This is a genomic window from Mucilaginibacter rigui (genome assembly GCF_014773275.1).
Taxonomy (GTDB): Bacteria; Bacteroidota; Bacteroidia; order Sphingobacteriales; family Sphingobacteriaceae; genus Mucilaginibacter; species Mucilaginibacter rigui_A.
Map to the genome: position 1 here is coordinate 615,920 of NZ_JACWMW010000001.1, position 16,816 is coordinate 632,735.

The 16,816-nt window shown below is 43.1% G+C and carries 14 protein-coding genes and 1 tRNA gene; 6 read left to right on the forward strand and 9 right to left on the reverse strand.

The genetic code is table 11. From position 1 onward, the window contains the following. Position 1 precedes the first annotated feature (1 nt). From IDJ75_RS02865 to IDJ75_RS02875, 3 genes are all read left to right on the forward strand, one after another. Positions 2 to 193, forward strand: coding sequence for a hypothetical protein (locus IDJ75_RS02865; RefSeq protein ID WP_191174098.1), 192 nt, complete (start codon positions 2 to 4; stop codon positions 191 to 193). A gap of 69 nt (positions 194 to 262) precedes the next feature. Beyond that, positions 263 to 1,162 carry a helix-turn-helix domain-containing protein gene (locus IDJ75_RS02870; protein WP_191174099.1) on the forward strand — a complete coding sequence of 300 codons (900 nt, stop codon included), beginning with the start codon at positions 263 to 265 and terminating at the stop codon, positions 1,160 to 1,162. A gap of 51 nt (positions 1,163 to 1,213) precedes the next feature. Beyond that, positions 1,214 to 1,936, forward strand: a complete 723-nt coding sequence (locus IDJ75_RS02875; RefSeq protein WP_191174100.1) for an SDR family oxidoreductase — start codon at positions 1,214 to 1,216, stop codon at positions 1,934 to 1,936. Positions 1,937 to 2,053: 117 nt separating this feature from the next. On the opposite strand, the gene IDJ75_RS02880 is transcribed toward IDJ75_RS02875, so the two are convergent. From IDJ75_RS02880 to pfkA, 5 genes are all read right to left on the reverse strand, one after another. Then, positions 2,054 to 2,932: a polyphosphate kinase 2 family protein gene (locus IDJ75_RS02880; protein WP_191174101.1), complete on the reverse strand. Its 879-nt coding sequence runs from the start codon at positions 2,930 to 2,932 to the stop codon at positions 2,054 to 2,056. Between the two features lie 112 nt (positions 2,933 to 3,044). Then, positions 3,045 to 5,063: a M13 family metallopeptidase gene (locus tag IDJ75_RS02885; protein ID WP_191174102.1), complete on the reverse strand. Its 2,019-nt coding sequence runs from the start codon at positions 5,061 to 5,063 to the stop codon at positions 3,045 to 3,047. A 128-nt stretch (positions 5,064 to 5,191) separates the two neighbouring features. Next, the gene (gap, locus tag IDJ75_RS02890) at positions 5,192 to 6,187 is read right to left on the reverse strand and encodes a type I glyceraldehyde-3-phosphate dehydrogenase (protein WP_191174103.1); all 996 of its coding nucleotides are present in this window, start codon (positions 6,185 to 6,187) and stop codon (positions 5,192 to 5,194) included. Positions 6,188 to 6,194: 7 nt separating this feature from the next. Then, positions 6,195 to 7,043, reverse strand: a complete 849-nt coding sequence (locus tag IDJ75_RS02895; protein WP_191174104.1) for a hypothetical protein — start codon at positions 7,041 to 7,043, stop codon at positions 6,195 to 6,197. After that, positions 7,044 to 8,030 (reverse strand): 6-phosphofructokinase, encoded by a 987-nt coding sequence (gene pfkA / locus IDJ75_RS02900; protein ID WP_191174105.1) that lies wholly within the window; start codon positions 8,028 to 8,030, stop codon positions 7,044 to 7,046. Between the two features lie 130 nt (positions 8,031 to 8,160). On the opposite strand from pfkA, the gene IDJ75_RS02905 reads away from it, so the two are divergent. Beyond that, complete coding sequence (locus tag IDJ75_RS02905; RefSeq protein WP_067061196.1) at positions 8,161 to 8,856, forward strand: NUDIX hydrolase; 696 nt, start codon at positions 8,161 to 8,163, stop codon at positions 8,854 to 8,856. Between the two features lie 134 nt (positions 8,857 to 8,990). Here the strand turns inward: IDJ75_RS02905 and IDJ75_RS02910 are convergent, their stop codons facing one another. After that, positions 8,991 to 9,851, reverse strand: coding sequence for an N-acetylglucosamine kinase (locus IDJ75_RS02910; protein ID WP_191174106.1), 861 nt, complete (start codon positions 9,849 to 9,851; stop codon positions 8,991 to 8,993). Between the two features lie 423 nt (positions 9,852 to 10,274). On the opposite strand from IDJ75_RS02910, the gene IDJ75_RS02915 reads away from it, so the two are divergent. Further along, a tRNA-Arg gene (locus IDJ75_RS02915) sits at positions 10,275 to 10,348 on the forward strand. Positions 10,349 to 10,701: 353 nt separating this feature from the next. Further along, complete coding sequence (locus IDJ75_RS02920) at positions 10,702 to 11,544, forward strand: phosphatase PAP2 family protein (protein ID WP_191174107.1); 843 nt, start codon at positions 10,702 to 10,704, stop codon at positions 11,542 to 11,544. Position 11,545: 1 nt separating this feature from the next. Here the strand turns inward: IDJ75_RS02920 and IDJ75_RS02925 are convergent, their stop codons facing one another. From IDJ75_RS02925 to IDJ75_RS02935, 3 genes are read right to left on the reverse strand one after another with little or no spacing between them, the layout of a single operon-like run. Beyond that, a complete protein-coding gene (locus IDJ75_RS02925; protein WP_191174108.1) occupies positions 11,546 to 14,605 on the reverse strand; it encodes an efflux RND transporter permease subunit in 3,060 nt (1,019 codons plus the stop codon). After that, entirely contained in the window at positions 14,602 to 15,546 is a 945-nt protein-coding gene (locus IDJ75_RS02930) for an efflux RND transporter periplasmic adaptor subunit (RefSeq protein WP_191174109.1), read from the reverse strand. Before IDJ75_RS02930 ends, IDJ75_RS02925 begins: the two co-directional genes overlap by 4 nt. Next, the gene (locus tag IDJ75_RS02935; protein WP_191174110.1) at positions 15,543 to 16,784 is read right to left on the reverse strand and encodes a TolC family protein; all 1,242 of its coding nucleotides are present in this window, start codon (positions 16,782 to 16,784) and stop codon (positions 15,543 to 15,545) included. The genes IDJ75_RS02930 and IDJ75_RS02935 overlap by 4 nt, the downstream gene beginning before the upstream one ends. Positions 16,785 to 16,816: the final 32 nt, after the last annotated feature.

Genomic DNA, 16,816 nt, shown 5'->3' on the forward strand with positions numbered 1-16,816 from the left:
TATGGCCGGTAAGTTTTTCTATTTATATTTTGTAGGTGGCACGGTAGCCCTGGTATTGCTTATCTATAGCATTATTATTGCTTATCCGGCAATAAATACAGGCGGCGCGCTGTTTTATGTGATACCAACACTACTACTGTACTACATGGCCTATAAAACATGGCATGTAAAAAATGATAGTGAGTTGATGTAAGCAGCCACTTGTAATGCTAAACGTAGTGAAGCATATAATCGCCAACTTGTAAGTTGTATATTAAGTACTATGCCTGCTTTAACAGCGCCCGAAAAACATATCATCCCAAGTTATCCTTTAGTAACCCTTGATGGTGGAAAGCCTACTATGATAGAGGTGCACGAGGCCAATGGCGTTGATGTTATTATAGAGGATGCTTTCCTGCTTCCGCATCGTAAGGATTATTACTTCTTTGCATTTGTAGAGGAGGGAGATAGTCGCCACTGGATAGATTTTACATCATACACAGTTAAACCCGGTCATTTTTATTTTACCGTACCGCAACAGGTTCATTTGAAGGAAGAAAGTAAACCTTTAAAAGGATATATTGCCGGTTTTACCGAAGAATTTTTGCTGCTGGACGAAAACCGCATGCTGCGCCAGTTACCCATTATTCAAAACCCGGGAGGGGCACATGAAATAGTTTTGAGCGCTGATGAGATCATTTACCTGGAAGATGTGATGCGAAAAATGGCCATTGAGTATAAAACAGGTGGTGCATGGCAAAACCAGATGCTTGCATCATGGCTTCGGGTGCTCATTATTTATCTTAGCCGCATCTACACCGAGCAATTTGGCGAAAGTACAATAACCCAAAATCACAACCTGCTTAAAAACTTCCAGGCGTTAATAGGGGAGAACCACACTCAAATGCATGATGTAGCTGCGTATGCCAACCTGCTAAACCTTACGCCCGGTTATCTTAATGATGTGGTGAAACAACAAAGCGGTAAAACGGCAATCAGCCATATTCATAACCGTTTGGTTGTTGAGGCTAAACGCAAACTTTTACATACCAACCTTTCGGTAAAACAAGTTGCAGATGAACTAGGGTTTGAAGACGCAGCCTATTTTAACCGTTTCTTTAAACGCCTTACAGACAACACGCCGATGGCATTTCGCCAGCAAATCCGCGAAATGTACAGTTAATGCCTTACTATGTGCAGTGATAGAAAGTTAGGGCTGCTGTAGCTTTGCTATATGAAAAAACAGACCGTATTAATTACCGGTGCCAATAAAGGTATTGGCCTGGAAACCGCCCGCCAATTGGCAAATGCCGGCTACCATGTATTTTTAGGCTGCCGCGATAAACAAAAGGGCAATGAAGCTGTAGGGCTACTGCACGGCGAAGGGTTAAACGACGTTGAGTTTATACAGATAGACGTTGTGGACGATCAGTCGGTACAGCAAGCTTATGATGATCTGGCCAAACGTATAGATCATTTAGATGTGCTTATAAATAATGCAGGTATCCCCGGCAGTATCCCTCAGCCGGTGTTAGAAACACCTATAGAAACTTACAAGGAAGTATATGAGGTTAACGTTTTTGGCGTTGCCCGCGTAACAAAGGCATTTGTACCACTGATGCAAGCCTCCTCAAACCCAAGGATAGTAAACGTAACATCAGACCTTGGCTCGCTTGGCCTGCATACAGACAAAACCTGGAGGCACTACGATGTTAAAACCGCCGCATATGGCCCGTCAAAAAGCGCTTTAAATGGCTATACTATAGCCTTAGCTTACGAGTTAAAAAACTTTAAGGTAAATGCGGTGAACCCTGGTTATACCAAAACAGATTTTAACAACAACCAGGGGTATAAAACTGTAGAAGAAGGAGCAGCACCTATTGTACAGTACGCTATGATTGATAAAGACGGCCCCACCGGTGGCTACTTCAGCGATTATGGTGTAACGCCCTGGTAAGTACTTTAAAATAACCATCATGTCAATTGCGAGGAGCGATAGCGACGTGGCAATCTCACATGGCAAACGGATATGCTGAGATTGCCACGCTATGCTGGCAATGGCATGGTGTTGGAGTTATTCCTTTTCCAAAATTCGCTTAGTTTCTTCCAGTTTTTCCGTTTCCTCTTTGGATAAAATAGGGTACTCCAGTTTCATATCCTTTAATGTTTGCCGGATGATGGTTGAAATTGCTATGCGGGTAAACCATTTTTTGTCTGCAGGCAGAACATACCATGGATTATCATTGGTGCTGGTTTTTTTAATTGCCGTTTCGTAGGCTTTCATATAATCGTCCCATAATTGGCGCTCTTTGACATCGCCTGATGAGAATTTCCAGTTTTTTTCAGGGTCGGCAATACGTTCTAAAAAGCGTTTCTTTTGTTCATCTTTTGACACATGCAGGAAGAATTTAATAATGATTGTTCCGTTTGCATGTAAATGATCCTCGAAATTGCGGATGCTTTCGTAACGCCGGTTCCAAAATTTCCCCCCTATATCTTTTACTTTGGAAATGCCCGGGATATTTTCTTTCAGGATAAATTCGGGGTGTACCTTAGTAACCAACACATTCTCGTAATGCGAACGGTTATGAATACCAATGCGCCCACGTTCGGGAAGGGCTTTATAGTGCCGCCACAAAAAATCGTGCTCGTAATCTTCGGCTGTTGGTTGCTTAAAACTGTACACCTGGCAACCCTGCGGGTTCAACCCCGACATGGTGTGTTCTATAGCGCTATCCTTGCCCGCGGCATCCATTGCCTGGAAAATGATAAGCAACGAACGACTGTTTGCTGCGTAAAGCTCGCTTTGCATTTTGGCTGTTTCGCTGATAAGGTCGGCCAGTAGTTCCTCGGCCCCGTCCTTGTCGTAACCAGCTGTTTCATCGGGATTAAAATCCTTTAACTTAAAGTTTTTGGTATCGGCGATTTTAAAGCGGTAAGCAAGATCTTTCATAAGTAGTATAATAAGGAGGGAAGGAAGAGAATGTTTGAATCCGGGATTAGTTTAAAGGTCAAACCCTCAAAACAATTGTTTTGAGGGTTTGATAGATATTACCCGATCTTTATTACCAGATCCTTACTCGTTCGTTTTCAGCTTTGTAGTTTTTATCGCCGGGCTTAATGTCAAAGGCCTTGTAGAAAGGTGCGAAATTCATCAGGGGGCCGTTTACACGCCACATAGCCGGTGAATGCGGATTAGTATTTACGTAGGTGCGCAAAAAGGCATCCCTGGTTTTTACCCTCCAGATCCGGGCTATAGATAAAAAGAAGCGTTGATCGGGCGTAAAGCCGTCTATCTTATCACCACTTTTGCCTTGTTCGGTCATTTTAAAGGCATCGTAAGCGATAGCTACTCCTCCGTTATCTGCAGTGTTCTCGCCTAACGTTAGCGGGCCTTTAATGTGAACAGTATCTAAAACAGTGAAAGAGCTATACAGGTTAGAAAGTTGTGTTGTTTTCTCTTTAAACTTCCTTAAATCCTCTGCGGTCCACCAGTTTTTCACGTTGCCGTCTTTGTCATATTGGGCGCCCTGATCGTCAAAGGCGTGGGTCATCTCATGGCCTATCACCATGCCGATACCGCCGTAATTAATAGCGTCATCTGCCGCGAAATCAAAATAGGGGTATTGCAAAATACCAGCCGGGAAAACGATCTCGTTTACCGGCGGATTGTAATACGCGGTTACGGTTGAGGGTGTTGTTCCCCACTCTGTTTTATCGACTGGTTTGTTCAGTTTCCCCAACTCATACAAATAACCGTTTTTGTTGAGTGATACTATGTTCTCAAAAAATTTGTTCCTGCTTATCTGTACCTTATCGTAATCGCGCCATTTATCGGGGTAACCAATTTTTTTTGTGAACGTATATAACTTCTCTACGGCCTTTTTCTTAGTGCTATCGCTCATCCAGTCTAATTGGTTTATCCTGTTCTCAAAAGCTTTTTGGAGGTTGTTAACCAACGCCAACACGCGCTTTTTGGCATCCTCGTTAAAATAACGTTTTACGTAAAGCTGGCCTAAAGCTTGGCCTAACTGTCCATCGACGGTCGCCGTCATGACCTGCCTGCGGGATTTTTGCTTATCCTCGCCGGATAAAACCTTATTGAACGCAAACGACGCGTTAATAAATGGCTGACTAAGCCCATCGGCATAATTTTGTAATGTAGCGGCTTTTAAATAAGTCTTCCAATTGGCCATGCTAACAGATTTCAGCATAGCATTCAGCTTATCGTAATAAGCCGGTTGCGCCATATCTATCGAATCTGTTTTGACTCCTAATGTTGCGAGTAATACCGACCAGCCAATGTTTGCTTGTGTTTTGCCGATTGAAGCGATAGATACTTTATTGAAATTCGCATTTACATCCCTTAACTCGATGTTAGATTTACTGCCTTGAGCTAATTGTTTTTCAATACTGTAAGCGATATCTGCATTTTTGATTGCCGTGGCACGGGTGTTTCCTGTCAGCTGAAATAATGTACTTAGATAAGTTTTATAAGCCTTTTGAACCTGTAGTGTTGCCGAATCGGTTTTAAAGTAATACCCTTTTTCAGGTAGGCCAATGCCACCCTGGTAAACATGGGCAATATTTATCGAGCTGTTTTTGTTATCAGGAGATATGCCGAAGCTGATCACCGAACGGTTGCCCGAAGTCATCTCAACGGCTACAAATTTAAGAAGCGCCGGTACACTGTTAATTGCATCAATGCGCGCCAAAATGGATCTGACAGGCTCATAACCTCTGCGGTTAATGGTAACCATATCCATACCCGAAGCATAAAAATCCCCAACCTTTTGTTCGATGCTGCCTGTCACATTCCTGGCTTTAGAAACGCTATCGAGGATGTTTTGCAACAACCGCTTTTGTGGTATGTTGAGAAACGAATAGGAGCCTACACCGGCTTGATCGTTATCGATCTTCACCGTGTCATACCATCGCCCGTTTACATATCTAAAGAAATTGTCGCCCGGCTTAATAGCGGGGTCCAGGCCGGCTACATCCACAAAGTTTCTGTGCTGGGCAATAGAATTTTGGCATATGCTAAACATCGCCAATGACAAACACAACGTAAATAATTTTCTCATAAAAAAGATTTGCTTAAAGGTAGTAAATGTAGGTGAGAGGCCAAATAACTGCCTATAAACAAAAAGCCCTCCCAACATAAGTTGGAAAGGCCTTTAAAATTATTCTTGCCCTTTAGGGGCTGGAGCAATTACAGTTTGCCAATTTCCTGAACAAGGTCAATCAGTTTGTTTGAGTAACCCCACTCATTATCGTACCATGATACAACCTTAACAAAGTTGTCATTCAAAGCGATACCGGCTTTTGCATCAAAAATTGATGTGCGTGCATCACCTTTAAAATCCTCAGATACTACCTCATCTTCGGTGTAACCCAAAATGCCTTTCAATTCGCCTTCTGAAGCATCTTTCATTGCAGTTTTGATTTGCTCGTAAGTAGCAGGAGTTTTTAAACGCACTACTAAGTCAACAACAGAAACGTCGGCAACCGGAACACGGAACGACATACCTGTTAATTTGCCTTTTAACTGAGGGAGAACTAAACCAACCGCTTTAGCAGCACCTGTTGATGAAGGGATGATGTTTTGGTAAGCACCACGGCCGCCTCTCCAGTCTTTATGCGATGGGCCATCAACTGTTTTTTGAGTAGCTGTTACCGCGTGTACAGTAGTCATTAAACCTTCTTCAATACCAAATTTATCATCCAATACTTTAGCAATAGGCGCTAAACAGTTAGTAGTACATGACGCGTTTGAAACGATAGTTTGATCAGCTTTTAACAGCTTGTGGTTTACACCCATTACAAAAGTAGGGGTATCATCCTTTGCAGGTGCGCTCATAACCACTTTTTTAGCGCCGGCATCAATATGTTTTTGTGCAGTTTCTATGGTTAAAAATAAACCGGTAGACTCAATAATAACTTCTGCACCTACTTCATTCCATTTAAGGTTTGCAGGGTCTTTTTCGGCAGTAACACGGATGGTTTTACCGTTTACAACCAAATGGCCGCCTTCTACAGCAATAGTGCCTTTGAACTGGCCGTGGGTTGAATCGTATTTTAACATGTAAGCCATGTAATCAGGTTCAACAAGGTCGTTGATACCTACAACTTCAACATCTGGTCTTTCAATTGCGGCCCTAAAAGCTAAGCGACCGATACGGCCAAAGCCGTTGATTCCTATTTTCATGATTTTTCTAATTTTTATTTGAATAATACGTCAATAAATGGTTTATGGGTTCTTTTATAATATCCGTTATCGTAATCCCGTTATCCGCGGCGGCCTCATGCAGGTAATCCTGAAAGTTGGCTGCTACTGTTCCGGCAAAGTGTACAGGTGCTTCCGGGTGCTGTTTATGCAGAGGTACCAGGTAAGTTTGTATTAGTTTGCCAAAACCGGTTGTGATAATGTTTTTAAGATAAGCGTCTTGTTTATTCTCCAGGAAAAAATCGCTAAACGAGCTCAGGAACAATGCGGGCTGTTTTTGGCGATAAACCTTTTCAAGCAAAGTTTTACGGTCGGCATCATACCGCTGTACGAACTTTTTACGGATGTTTACCGGCAGCGTTTCATTCATGAAACCTTTTATCAGTTGCCTGCCCAGCCAGTTGCCTGAACCCTCGTCTGCCAATATATAACCTAAACCGTAGTTGTTTGGTTTTACCTTTTTTCCATCGTACCAGGCGGCGTTGCTTCCGCTTCCGCAAATACTTACAATGCCGGGCGCATTACGGCAGCAAGCAATTGCTGCAGCCTCAATATCGTGCCCAACGGTTATTTTTGCAAATTTAAAAAATGCAGCAAATGCATTGTGTACAACATGCTTAAGCTCGTCTGAAGATGCCCCTGCACCAAAAAAATAAATACGTTTTATTTGTTCGGCGTGGTGTATAAGGTTGATGTTTTTATTGAGCAGTTGTATGATGTATTTCTCGTCGTTAAAATAGGGATTAATGGCATTGGTATTGAACGAGGCAACCGTTCGTCCCTTATAGGCTAATCGCCAGCCGGCATTGTTAGATCCACTATAAACAACTGCAATCATTTAAATTGATAATATATCTGCCATCTGCATCAGGTCATCTTCTAACTTAAACTGATGCTGGGTAAGCGCCTCTTCAAGGCTTGTTAATTTTATGTGGTTAGCTTCAAGTCCAACCATCATTTGTGTTTTGCCATCTATCATGGCGTTAACAGCGGCAAAGCCCAAACGGCTGCCCAGGATCCTGTCGAACGCCGACGGGCTGCCCCCGCGTTGCAAGTGGCCTAATATAGTAACTTTTATGTCGTAAAACTTGATTTGTTTTCTAACTGCTTCAGCAAGGTCATAAGCGCCTCCGCTTTTATCTCCCTCGGCCACAATTACAATACTTGATGATTTTTTATTGTACTGGCCGGCTTTCAGGTTCTCTATCAGCATTTCAATAGCAGTATCACGCTCAGGTAACAATATGGCTTCTGCACCACATGATATGCCCGCGCGCAGGGCAATAGCACCAGAGTCGCGGCCCATTACTTCGATGAAGAAGAGGCGGTCGTGTGCATCGGCAGTATCGCGTATTTTATCAATAGCTTCAATAACCGTATTGGTGGCTGTATCAAACCCTAAAGTGTAAGTAGAGCCATAAAGGTCGTTATCAATAGTTCCGGGTACACCTATTACGGCAATGTCCGGATATTTTCTGGAGAAGCGCAGGGCGCCGGTAAAAGTACCATCGCCGCCTATAACTACAATGCCATCAATCCCGTTAGCCTTTAAGTTTTGGTAGGCAAGCTCCATACCTTCATCTGTACGGAAGGGAAGGCACCTTGCGGTTTTTAGTATTGTGCCACCAAGGTTTAAGATATTACTTACCGAACGGGTGTTCATATCGTACATATTATTGTCGATAAGCCCCTGGTAACCCTGGCGGATGCCTGCTACCTGCAGGCCATGATAAATTGCGGTACGTACAACAGCCCGTATACATGGGTTCATGCCTGGTGCATCGCCACCCGAAGTAAGAACTGCTATCTTTGAAATTTTTTGCATTATTTACTTAGGTAAATTTGTAGGTGCGAATATAGTGTGTCAAATTTACACCATTAAATTTATTTATTTATTTTTACATTAAAAATTAAGCAATATATTTAAGCACAATTATAACCTAAATACATTTCCCTTGGAAGTAAAGTTACCTACATTTAACTCAGTTTTTTCTATAGACTGTGTCATATTTGGTTTTGAGGCCGGTGAGCTGAAGATATTACTTATAGAACGTAACGAAGAGCCGTTTAAGGATTGGCTTGCCCTGCCCGGATATATTGTTGAGCAGGATGAGAGTATTGATAATGCTGCTGAACGAATCCTTTATGAGCTTACGGGCCTGCGCGATCTGCACATGCAACAGTTTCATACATTTGGCGAAGTTAACCGCCACCCGCAGGGCCGTGTAATTACAGTTGCTTATTACGCCCTTATACGTATTAACGGGCAAAAAGAAGTTAAACCGGTTACTCAATATGCTAAAAACGCGTTTTGGCACCCGGTTAACGACCTGCCCAAACTGGCATTTGACCACAGCGAGATATTCGAAACCGGCTTTAACAAGATACGACGCAGGCTAAATTACCAGCCTATTGCGTTTGAATTATTGCCTGAGAAGTTTACACTTACACAACTGCAATCGTTATATGAAGCAGTGCTGAACAAAAAACTTGATAAACGTAATTTCCGCAAAAAGATGCTAAGCTACGGTTTCCTTAAAGAGTTGGATGAGAAGCAAAAAGGCGTATCGTACCGTGCCGCCAAACTGTACAAATTTGACAGACGCAAGTATACCAAGATCTTCCAGAACGATCTGAACCTGGATAAATAAGCGAGTCAGGGTTTTTAGAATCAAGAGTTAAGACAGGAATAAAAGTTCATGAAAAAGCCGCATCGATATCGATGCGGCTTTTATATTTTGCAAAGTCTTGATTCTTATGTCTTGACTTCTTGATTCTCTTTCAATTACAATTGGCTTGGCGCTAATTCCAAATGGAATTTTACCAGGTTATCTATAGGCGAGCGGATGATGTTACCAACGGTCATGCCGTTTTCAGTACAAACTTCCTCAAGCACGTTACGGAAGTTGTAACCAACCGAACCTATACAGTTGAATGTGTATTTTTGATAATCAGGGTAGTGGGTAACCAGGTTGCGGAAAAAGTCTTCGAATGAAGTGCGTACCAGGTTACGTGAATATTCTATGTTCACAATGTTATCATAAACAAATTTGCTGAAGCTTGCGCAAAAACGGTTAGCGCGTGGCTGGGTATAAACAATCTCGTTTATATCATCAGGCGTAAGCTTAAAGGTTTCCCAAAAGTTTTTACGTACAGCCTCGGGCATATAGCCGCGCAGATAATCAATCAATAGCTTTTTACCAATATGGCAGCCGCTGCCTTCATCTCCAAGGATGTATGCACCTGAATCGATGTTGTTAATGATCTCTTTACCGTTATAAAGGCAAGTGTTGGTACCTGTTCCTAAAATGGCAGCAAAGCCTTCATTGTTACCCAATAAGGCACGTGCGGCAGCAAGCAGGTCATGGCCAATATTAACCCTGGATTTTGTAAAAACTGCCTTCATGGCATCTTCAACAATTTTACGCATTTCGGGAGTTGAACACCCGGCACCGTAATAGTTAACTTCGGTAATGTTGTCCTTCTCAAGATCGGTAGGCAGGCTTTCCTTTAACGATTGAATGATGTAATCAGTGCCTGAAAAATACGGATTGTAACCTTCGGTGTTAAAATACACCTTTTTACCATCTTCGGTAACTAAACACCAGTTTGTTTTGGTGGAGCCACCGTCAGCAATTATGATCATAAAATAAGTTTTTAAAAAAAAATTGGGTTAAAAGTATGATTAACTTATTGTAAAAAAAACACTTCTTAGTTTTAAAAAGTAAAAAATTGATATTCAGCCATTAAAACTTCTTATTAGTGCATGGTTTACAGCTTTTTTACCAAAAAATAAATTTTAATAAACAGCCCGATTAATAAGTTAATTCATGAAAATAATATTTGTCAGTTTTACATATAAAACACTAACCTTATAGATAGTGCCGGTTTATAATAGAATGCAATTATATGTAATATTTTAACAAAATTCTGATAGTGCTGTTTTTTGTGACGGTAAATATATTATTGGCCTTATTTTACAGCTAAATGCGGGTGTGTAATTTTAACGCAGTTGCTATTGCCTGTATCAACCAATTTTCGCATATTTGCACCGCGAAAAAATCGCGATGGTCCCATAGCTCAGCTGGATAGAGCAACTGATTTCTAATCAGTAGGTCTCAGGTTCGAATCCTGATGGGATCACTCCAAAGCCTCTTTAATGTAATTTAAAGAGGCTTTTTTGTATCGATAGTTCACAGCCATCCGGCTAACTAATTAGCCTTTATTGCGGTTCTCCAAAATTTCTACAGAATATAACCTTAAATAGCATCAAATTAAGGTAGCTATGTTATATCCCCATAAATTAAAAGTATTTGCATTGGGTGTTAACAGCTCTAACGAGGACGATAACATGTCGATTAAAGGATTAAACGCTGGCAAATTGTGTTTGTAGAAATATACGGACCGGAAAAAGTGCGTGTAATATAGGTGTAGGCGTTGCCACGCACCATAGATCCATATAATTAAATAGGTAAATAACCCCTAACACCTCTACATTGAAAAAAGTCATTTATATCATACTCTGCCTTGTTTGCTTTAAGGCCGAAGCGCAGGTGGCTGATACAGCAAAAAAAGTAAACATAGCTGATACGTTAAAGAAAGATTTGTTTACAGCACCCGATACTGTTAGGCATTTACGTAGTAAAGCCTGGGCATTGGTGCCCCCGTCTGTACTCATTGCTTACGGAGCAAGCAATTTCTTTTTCCATCCGGTAAGGCGGCTTGACATCAGTATTAATAATGATATTAATGAGGATGCGCCCAATTTTAGGCATCACCCAGAAAATTATTTTCAATATACACCAGTAGCATTGGTTTATGGGCTGAACTTAGTTGGCATACATGGCAAAAACACCTTTGTTGACCGTACCTTAATATTGGTAATGGCCGAAAGCATGATGGGGGTAGCAACATTTGGTTTAAAGAAAGTAACACACAGGTTGCGCCCTGATGGGTCCGATTACAATTCTTTTCCATCCGGCCATACTGCCAACGCTTTTCTTGGAGCTGAGTTTATGGCGCAGGAACTGGGCGATAAATCTATTGGATACAGTGCAGTTGGTTATAGCTTTGCAACGGCTACAGGTATTTTACGTATGTATAACCGCGACCATTGGTTTAGCGATGTTGTTGCCGGTGCCGGGTTCGGTATCCTGTCTGCAAAAGCTGCTTACCTGCTTTACCCTTATATACGTAACCGGCTTTTTAAAGCAGGCCGCGAAAAGGAGAATAACAGGGATGTACCTGAAGAGCTGAAGAAAGAATCTAAAAGTAGTTCTATTTTATTGCCATCATACAACCAGGGTACTTTAGGTTTGCAGTTTTCTATGCAGTTTTAATTTACTCGCTTATTTTTTTTGCAAAAACATGGTTTTTGTAAAATACCCTTAACATACTTGGTAACACAATAAGTAATAATGGCAGCGCCGCTAAAAAGCCGCCTATAACTGCTATGGCCAAAGGCTGATGCAGTTGCGCACCGGCGCCTATCCCCAACGCTAAAGGCATCAGTGCTATAATTGCGCCCAGGGCGGTCATCAGTTTAGGGCGAAGCCGGGTTGATATGGAGTAAACAATAGCATCATCTACGCTGCTTTCGCGCGCGCTTTCGCGGAATTGCCAAAAGGTGAAGATGGCGTTCTCGCCTATGATGCCCACGATCATGATCAACCCTGTGTAGCTGCCCACATTAAGCGGTGTATTGGTCAGAAATAAAGCAAGCAAACTACCGCCGATGCCTAAAACGGCTATAGCCAATATCAGCAACGCAATCCTGAACTGTTTAAACAGGAACAAGATCACCCCAAACACCAGCAGGCTTGCGGTTACCAGTATCATTAAAAGCTCTTTAAAACTTTGCTGCTGTTCGGCATAAGCGCCGCCATATTCTATGTGGTAACCGGGCGGCAGGTTTACTTTTTCGGCTATGCCTTTTTGTATGGCGGGGATTACGCTGCCCAGGTCGCTGTTCTCTAACCGGGAGCTGATAACGCCCATGGCCTGCAGGTTCTCACGCTCAACTTCGGCATCCCCGGTACGCAAGTTCACGCTGGCAAGTTGGGTAATAGGTATCAGCCTGCCATCAGGTAAAAACAGGCTTAAGCGTTTTATACCCGCTACATCCTGCAGGCGGTTGCCCGGGTACACCATGCGGATAGGGGATTGCTGCTCGCGCTCAAATAGATTACCTATCACATTACCCTCCAATGCCGACTGTACTTGCAACTGCAAAGCGGCAGGCGTTATATTGTACTGGGCAAGCTTGGTGTAATCGGGCACAATATCTACAGATGGGCCGGCGATAACTATCCCGTCGAAAACATCGGCCGTGCCTTTTACATCCGTTACTATAGTAGCAACTTGTTTTGATAAAGCCTGTAGTTTTGCCTGGTCGTCACCAAAAATTTTTATTTCGATAGGTTGGGTTGATGTCATCAGGTCGCCTAACATATCGCCTATAACCTGTCCAAAGTCAACCCGCAGGGCTGGTTGTGTGGCTTCAATATGCGCACGCAGGTCGCTTATCACTTCTTCTGATGTTTTACCGTGGCCTTTTTTTAGCTGGATCAGGTAATCGCCTGTATTGGGTTCGGTGATAAAAAAACCCATTTGTGTACCAGTACGGCGCGAGTAAGCAGCTACATCAGGTTCTTTGATGATTACCTTTTCTATCTCGCGCAACATACGGTCGGTTTCTTCTAAGGATGTACCGGGAGGGGAGGTGTAGTCTAAAACGATACTTCCTTCATCCATGTCCGGCAGGAAACCGGTTTCCAGTCTACCCGGGATAATGACGATAATCGCGACCAGTACCACAACTAAAACAATGCTCATGAATGGCCGCAGGATAAAGAACGATACCCAACGCTGTCTTTTCACCCCATGAGCTTCTTGCTTTTTGCCAACAGTATTCACTTCCGAGTTTTTGGTGAGCAGCAGGTATATTACCGGCAAACCAATCCAGGTTACAAAATAGGAGCAAACCAGTGTAATGATCATGGTGTTGGTCATTACCTTAAAATATTCACCTGCAACGCCAGTCATCAGCAAAAAAGGAATGAATATAGCGATGGTACTAATAGACGAACCCACCATAGCCGGGAACAGGTAATTAATAGCCCGCTCTAAAAGAGTTATGGTTGGCTCTTCCGGGTGTTCCTCGTGCGTTCGGTGGATCTGTTCTACCACTACTATGGCATCGTCTATGATAAGTCCTATGGCTGCCGCTATGGCGCCCAGCGTCATGATGTTTAGCGTGTACCCCGCAGCATATAAAACAATCAGCGTAAAGCACAGCGTAACGGGGATGGTTATTAAAATAGTGGCGCTTGCCTTAACCGACCGCAGGAAAATGATAGCTACAATAATTGCCAATGCCAACCCTATCCATAAACTATCGCTAACACTTTTTACCGATTCGTTCACAAAATCGGCCTGTACGTAGTATGGCTTTATGGTTACGCCTTTTGGCAGCAATTTTTGCAGGTCGGCTACCTTGGCTGTCATGGCCGCCGACAGATCTACCAGGTTAGCGTTTGGTTGTTTAATAACTGCTATTAGCACACCTTCGTGGCCGTTGGCATTTATCTTGGTGTACTCGATGCCTGGGTTCACCTGGATCTCGGCAATATCTTTTAACTGGATAACCCGCTTGCGGTTATTGCTCACCACCATGTTTTGCAGTTGCTCGCTGGTGTTAACGCTGGCATCGGTAACGGTTAGGTACAGCATCTTATAATCAGACAAATAACCGTTTGATTTGATGAACGCCGTTTGCGCAAGAGCGTTGGTTATTATATCGGGTGTTAAGCCAAGCGAGCTCATTTTTTGGCGGTTCAGCACCAGCCAATACTCTTTGGTTTTGCCGCCTATCACTCTGATCTCCGACACGCCATCTACCTGCGAAAGAAAGGGTTTTATGGTATAAGTAGCCAACTGTTTCAGTTCGATAGGTGAGAGGTTGTGGCTTTCCAGCGTGTACCCGCTTACCGGCAGGATGGAGGGGTTCATCTTCTCAACCGTAACATTTACATCGGGCGGTAGTATATTTTTTATCTGCGCTATGCGCGATTCGATGCGTTGCTGGCTCAGGTCGATATCCGCATCCCAGTTCATATAAGCCGAGATCTCGCAGCTGCCGCGACTGGTGGTGCTGCGCACATAATGCAGGTCTGGCACTTGCTTAACGGCGTTTTCAAGCGGTTTGGTCACCGTGACCATCATTTTGTTAACAGGCTGCAGGCCCGCATCAGCAATGATTTTTATTTTAGGGAAAGTAATCTCGGGGAATAATGAAGTTTGCAGCCGCGAATAGGCAAACCCGCCACCCAGCAGAATGATGAACAGCATTAAGCTGATGGGCTTTTTATGTGTGATAAAAAAATTATTCAGGTTGTTCATTGCTTCACTATCTTTATTTTGGCGGTATCGGCCAGGCCATAGTTCCCGGTTACGGCTATGCGGTCGCCGGGGGTAAATTGGGGCGAAGTGATCTCCACCCGCCCGCCGGATTCTATACCTGTTTTTACGGATGTTTTTACAGCCGTGGTATCGTTTATCAGCTTCATTACCCAAAACTCGTTCTGTGTTTCGTTTGATAGCACAGCTGATTTTGGTAACGATGGCGCGCTGCTTTTTGCCGTTTTGATGATGTGTGCTTTAGCGACCAGGTTTTCGGGGATGGGATGGTTGCTGTTTATTTTGATAACAATACCCTGCGTTTGCGATAACGAATCAACCGACGGCATAAGCGATGCAATGTGCCCGTTTAGTTTCTCGCCATCGGGAAGGGTAAGCATCAGGTTTTGGTTGCTGGCAATTACGCCCCTTAACTCATATGGCAGCTGCAGTACAAAGGCAAAACTCTCACGGTCGCTGATGATGGCCAGTTGGTCGCCATCCTGCACGTAATCGCCAACCTGATGCAGTAGCTGGGTTACAAAGCCACTGCGTGATGCCCGGATGCTGTTAATACCCGAGAATTTAAATGTGGTATCTAATACATTAATGGTATTGCCAATACTTTGTGCTTCCTTGGTTTTAATGGTGAACATGAGCTGGCCTTTTTCTACATAATGCCCTGGCTGTACATTTACTTTTTGGATGTAACCAATGGCATTTGCCTTTACATAATTTTTTTGCAGGAAGGTTGATGTTGCATTCAGCTCAATGGTATCTGCCATAGCGCTGTTGCCAATAGTGGTAACGGTAATGGGTGTTTGCGGGGTGGTAGCAGCATCTTCTTCGGCGGGTTTGCTACCGCCGCATGAGTATATTGTGGCGGTAAGCAGGCAGGTAAATAATATATGAAGGGGTAGGTGGTAAGGTCGTTTTATGATCATCGGCTCCAGTAATTAAGTTGATTGATGAGTTGCAACCTGCTGATGATATTTTGGGTAAGCAGGTTTTTTATAGTAAGGTAATTATTCACAGCCAGTATCAGGTCGGCAATTTTAAGGTCGCCGGTTTGCAGGAGTTGTGTATCAACCTTTATCAGGCTTTCCGAATATTTGAACTGCTCGTTTATCTCGGCTATCAGTTTATCGTATTCGCTAATTTGCTGGTTAAGCTGGTTAATTTGTTGGGTGTACTGGTTGTTAAAAAATGCCTTATAGTTGCGTTGGGTTTCCTGCTCTAAAGAAAGCTTTTTGTATAAAAGTTTGCGTTGCCCCCCATCGTATAAGGGCATACTTACGCTAAAGCCAATGCTGGTGCCAAAATTTTTGTAGTACTGCGCGGTAAGGTCGGAGTTGTAACCGCCATCAGCAAAAACGCTCAGTTTTGGGCGATAGCTGTAATCTATCAGTTTGCGGCTATTAATGAGCCTGATGCTATCCAGTTGATATTGTTTAAAGAAGATACTGGCGTTGCGTTCTGTGGTGTTAATAGTTTTTTGAAGCTCAGGTTTAGTTATCTCAAAGATAGCGGTATCGGCTACGCCGGATAAATAATTTAGCGTAGCATAATCTGTTTTGTATTGCAAACGAGTTTGTGATAGCTGTAGTTGGGCCTGTTTAAGCGTAACCAAAAAGGTAAGGTAATCGCTTTGGCGGTAAACGTTGCTGCGGGTAAGGCGCTTCAACAGGTTTTCTTCTTTACTCAGCAGGTCAACAATCTCCTGGTTAAAGCGTTGCTGCTGCAGGCTGCCATAAGCGGTAATGTATTGCCCTATAATGGTTCGGCGAAGGTCTTGTTCAGAAAGTTTAATGCTATTGCGTAATGAGTCTCTTTGGAGGCCCAGACCCGCAAATTGCGCATTCAGGTAATCTTTACCTATAAATGCTTTACTAACCGTAACTAAGCCATTTAGTGTTTGGCCGTTTGTTATAGCTGATGCATAACCATAGCGCCTTATAACCGGTGCATACATCCCTGCGCTGCTGGCCGTAACCTGTGGCCTGAAACCGGCTTTGATGCGCACGCTATCCAGTTGAGCCGATAGTATCTGGTTATTCAAATCCTTTAACAGCGGACTGTTTTTTACAGCCTGCTGCAAATAATCATCCAAAGTTTTGGTTTGCCCTAAACAGGAAGCACATGTTAAAAAAAGTAAAAACAGGTTAATAATAATGTACTTCATCAGCGCTATGTGCTATCCGCTATTAATTTAGA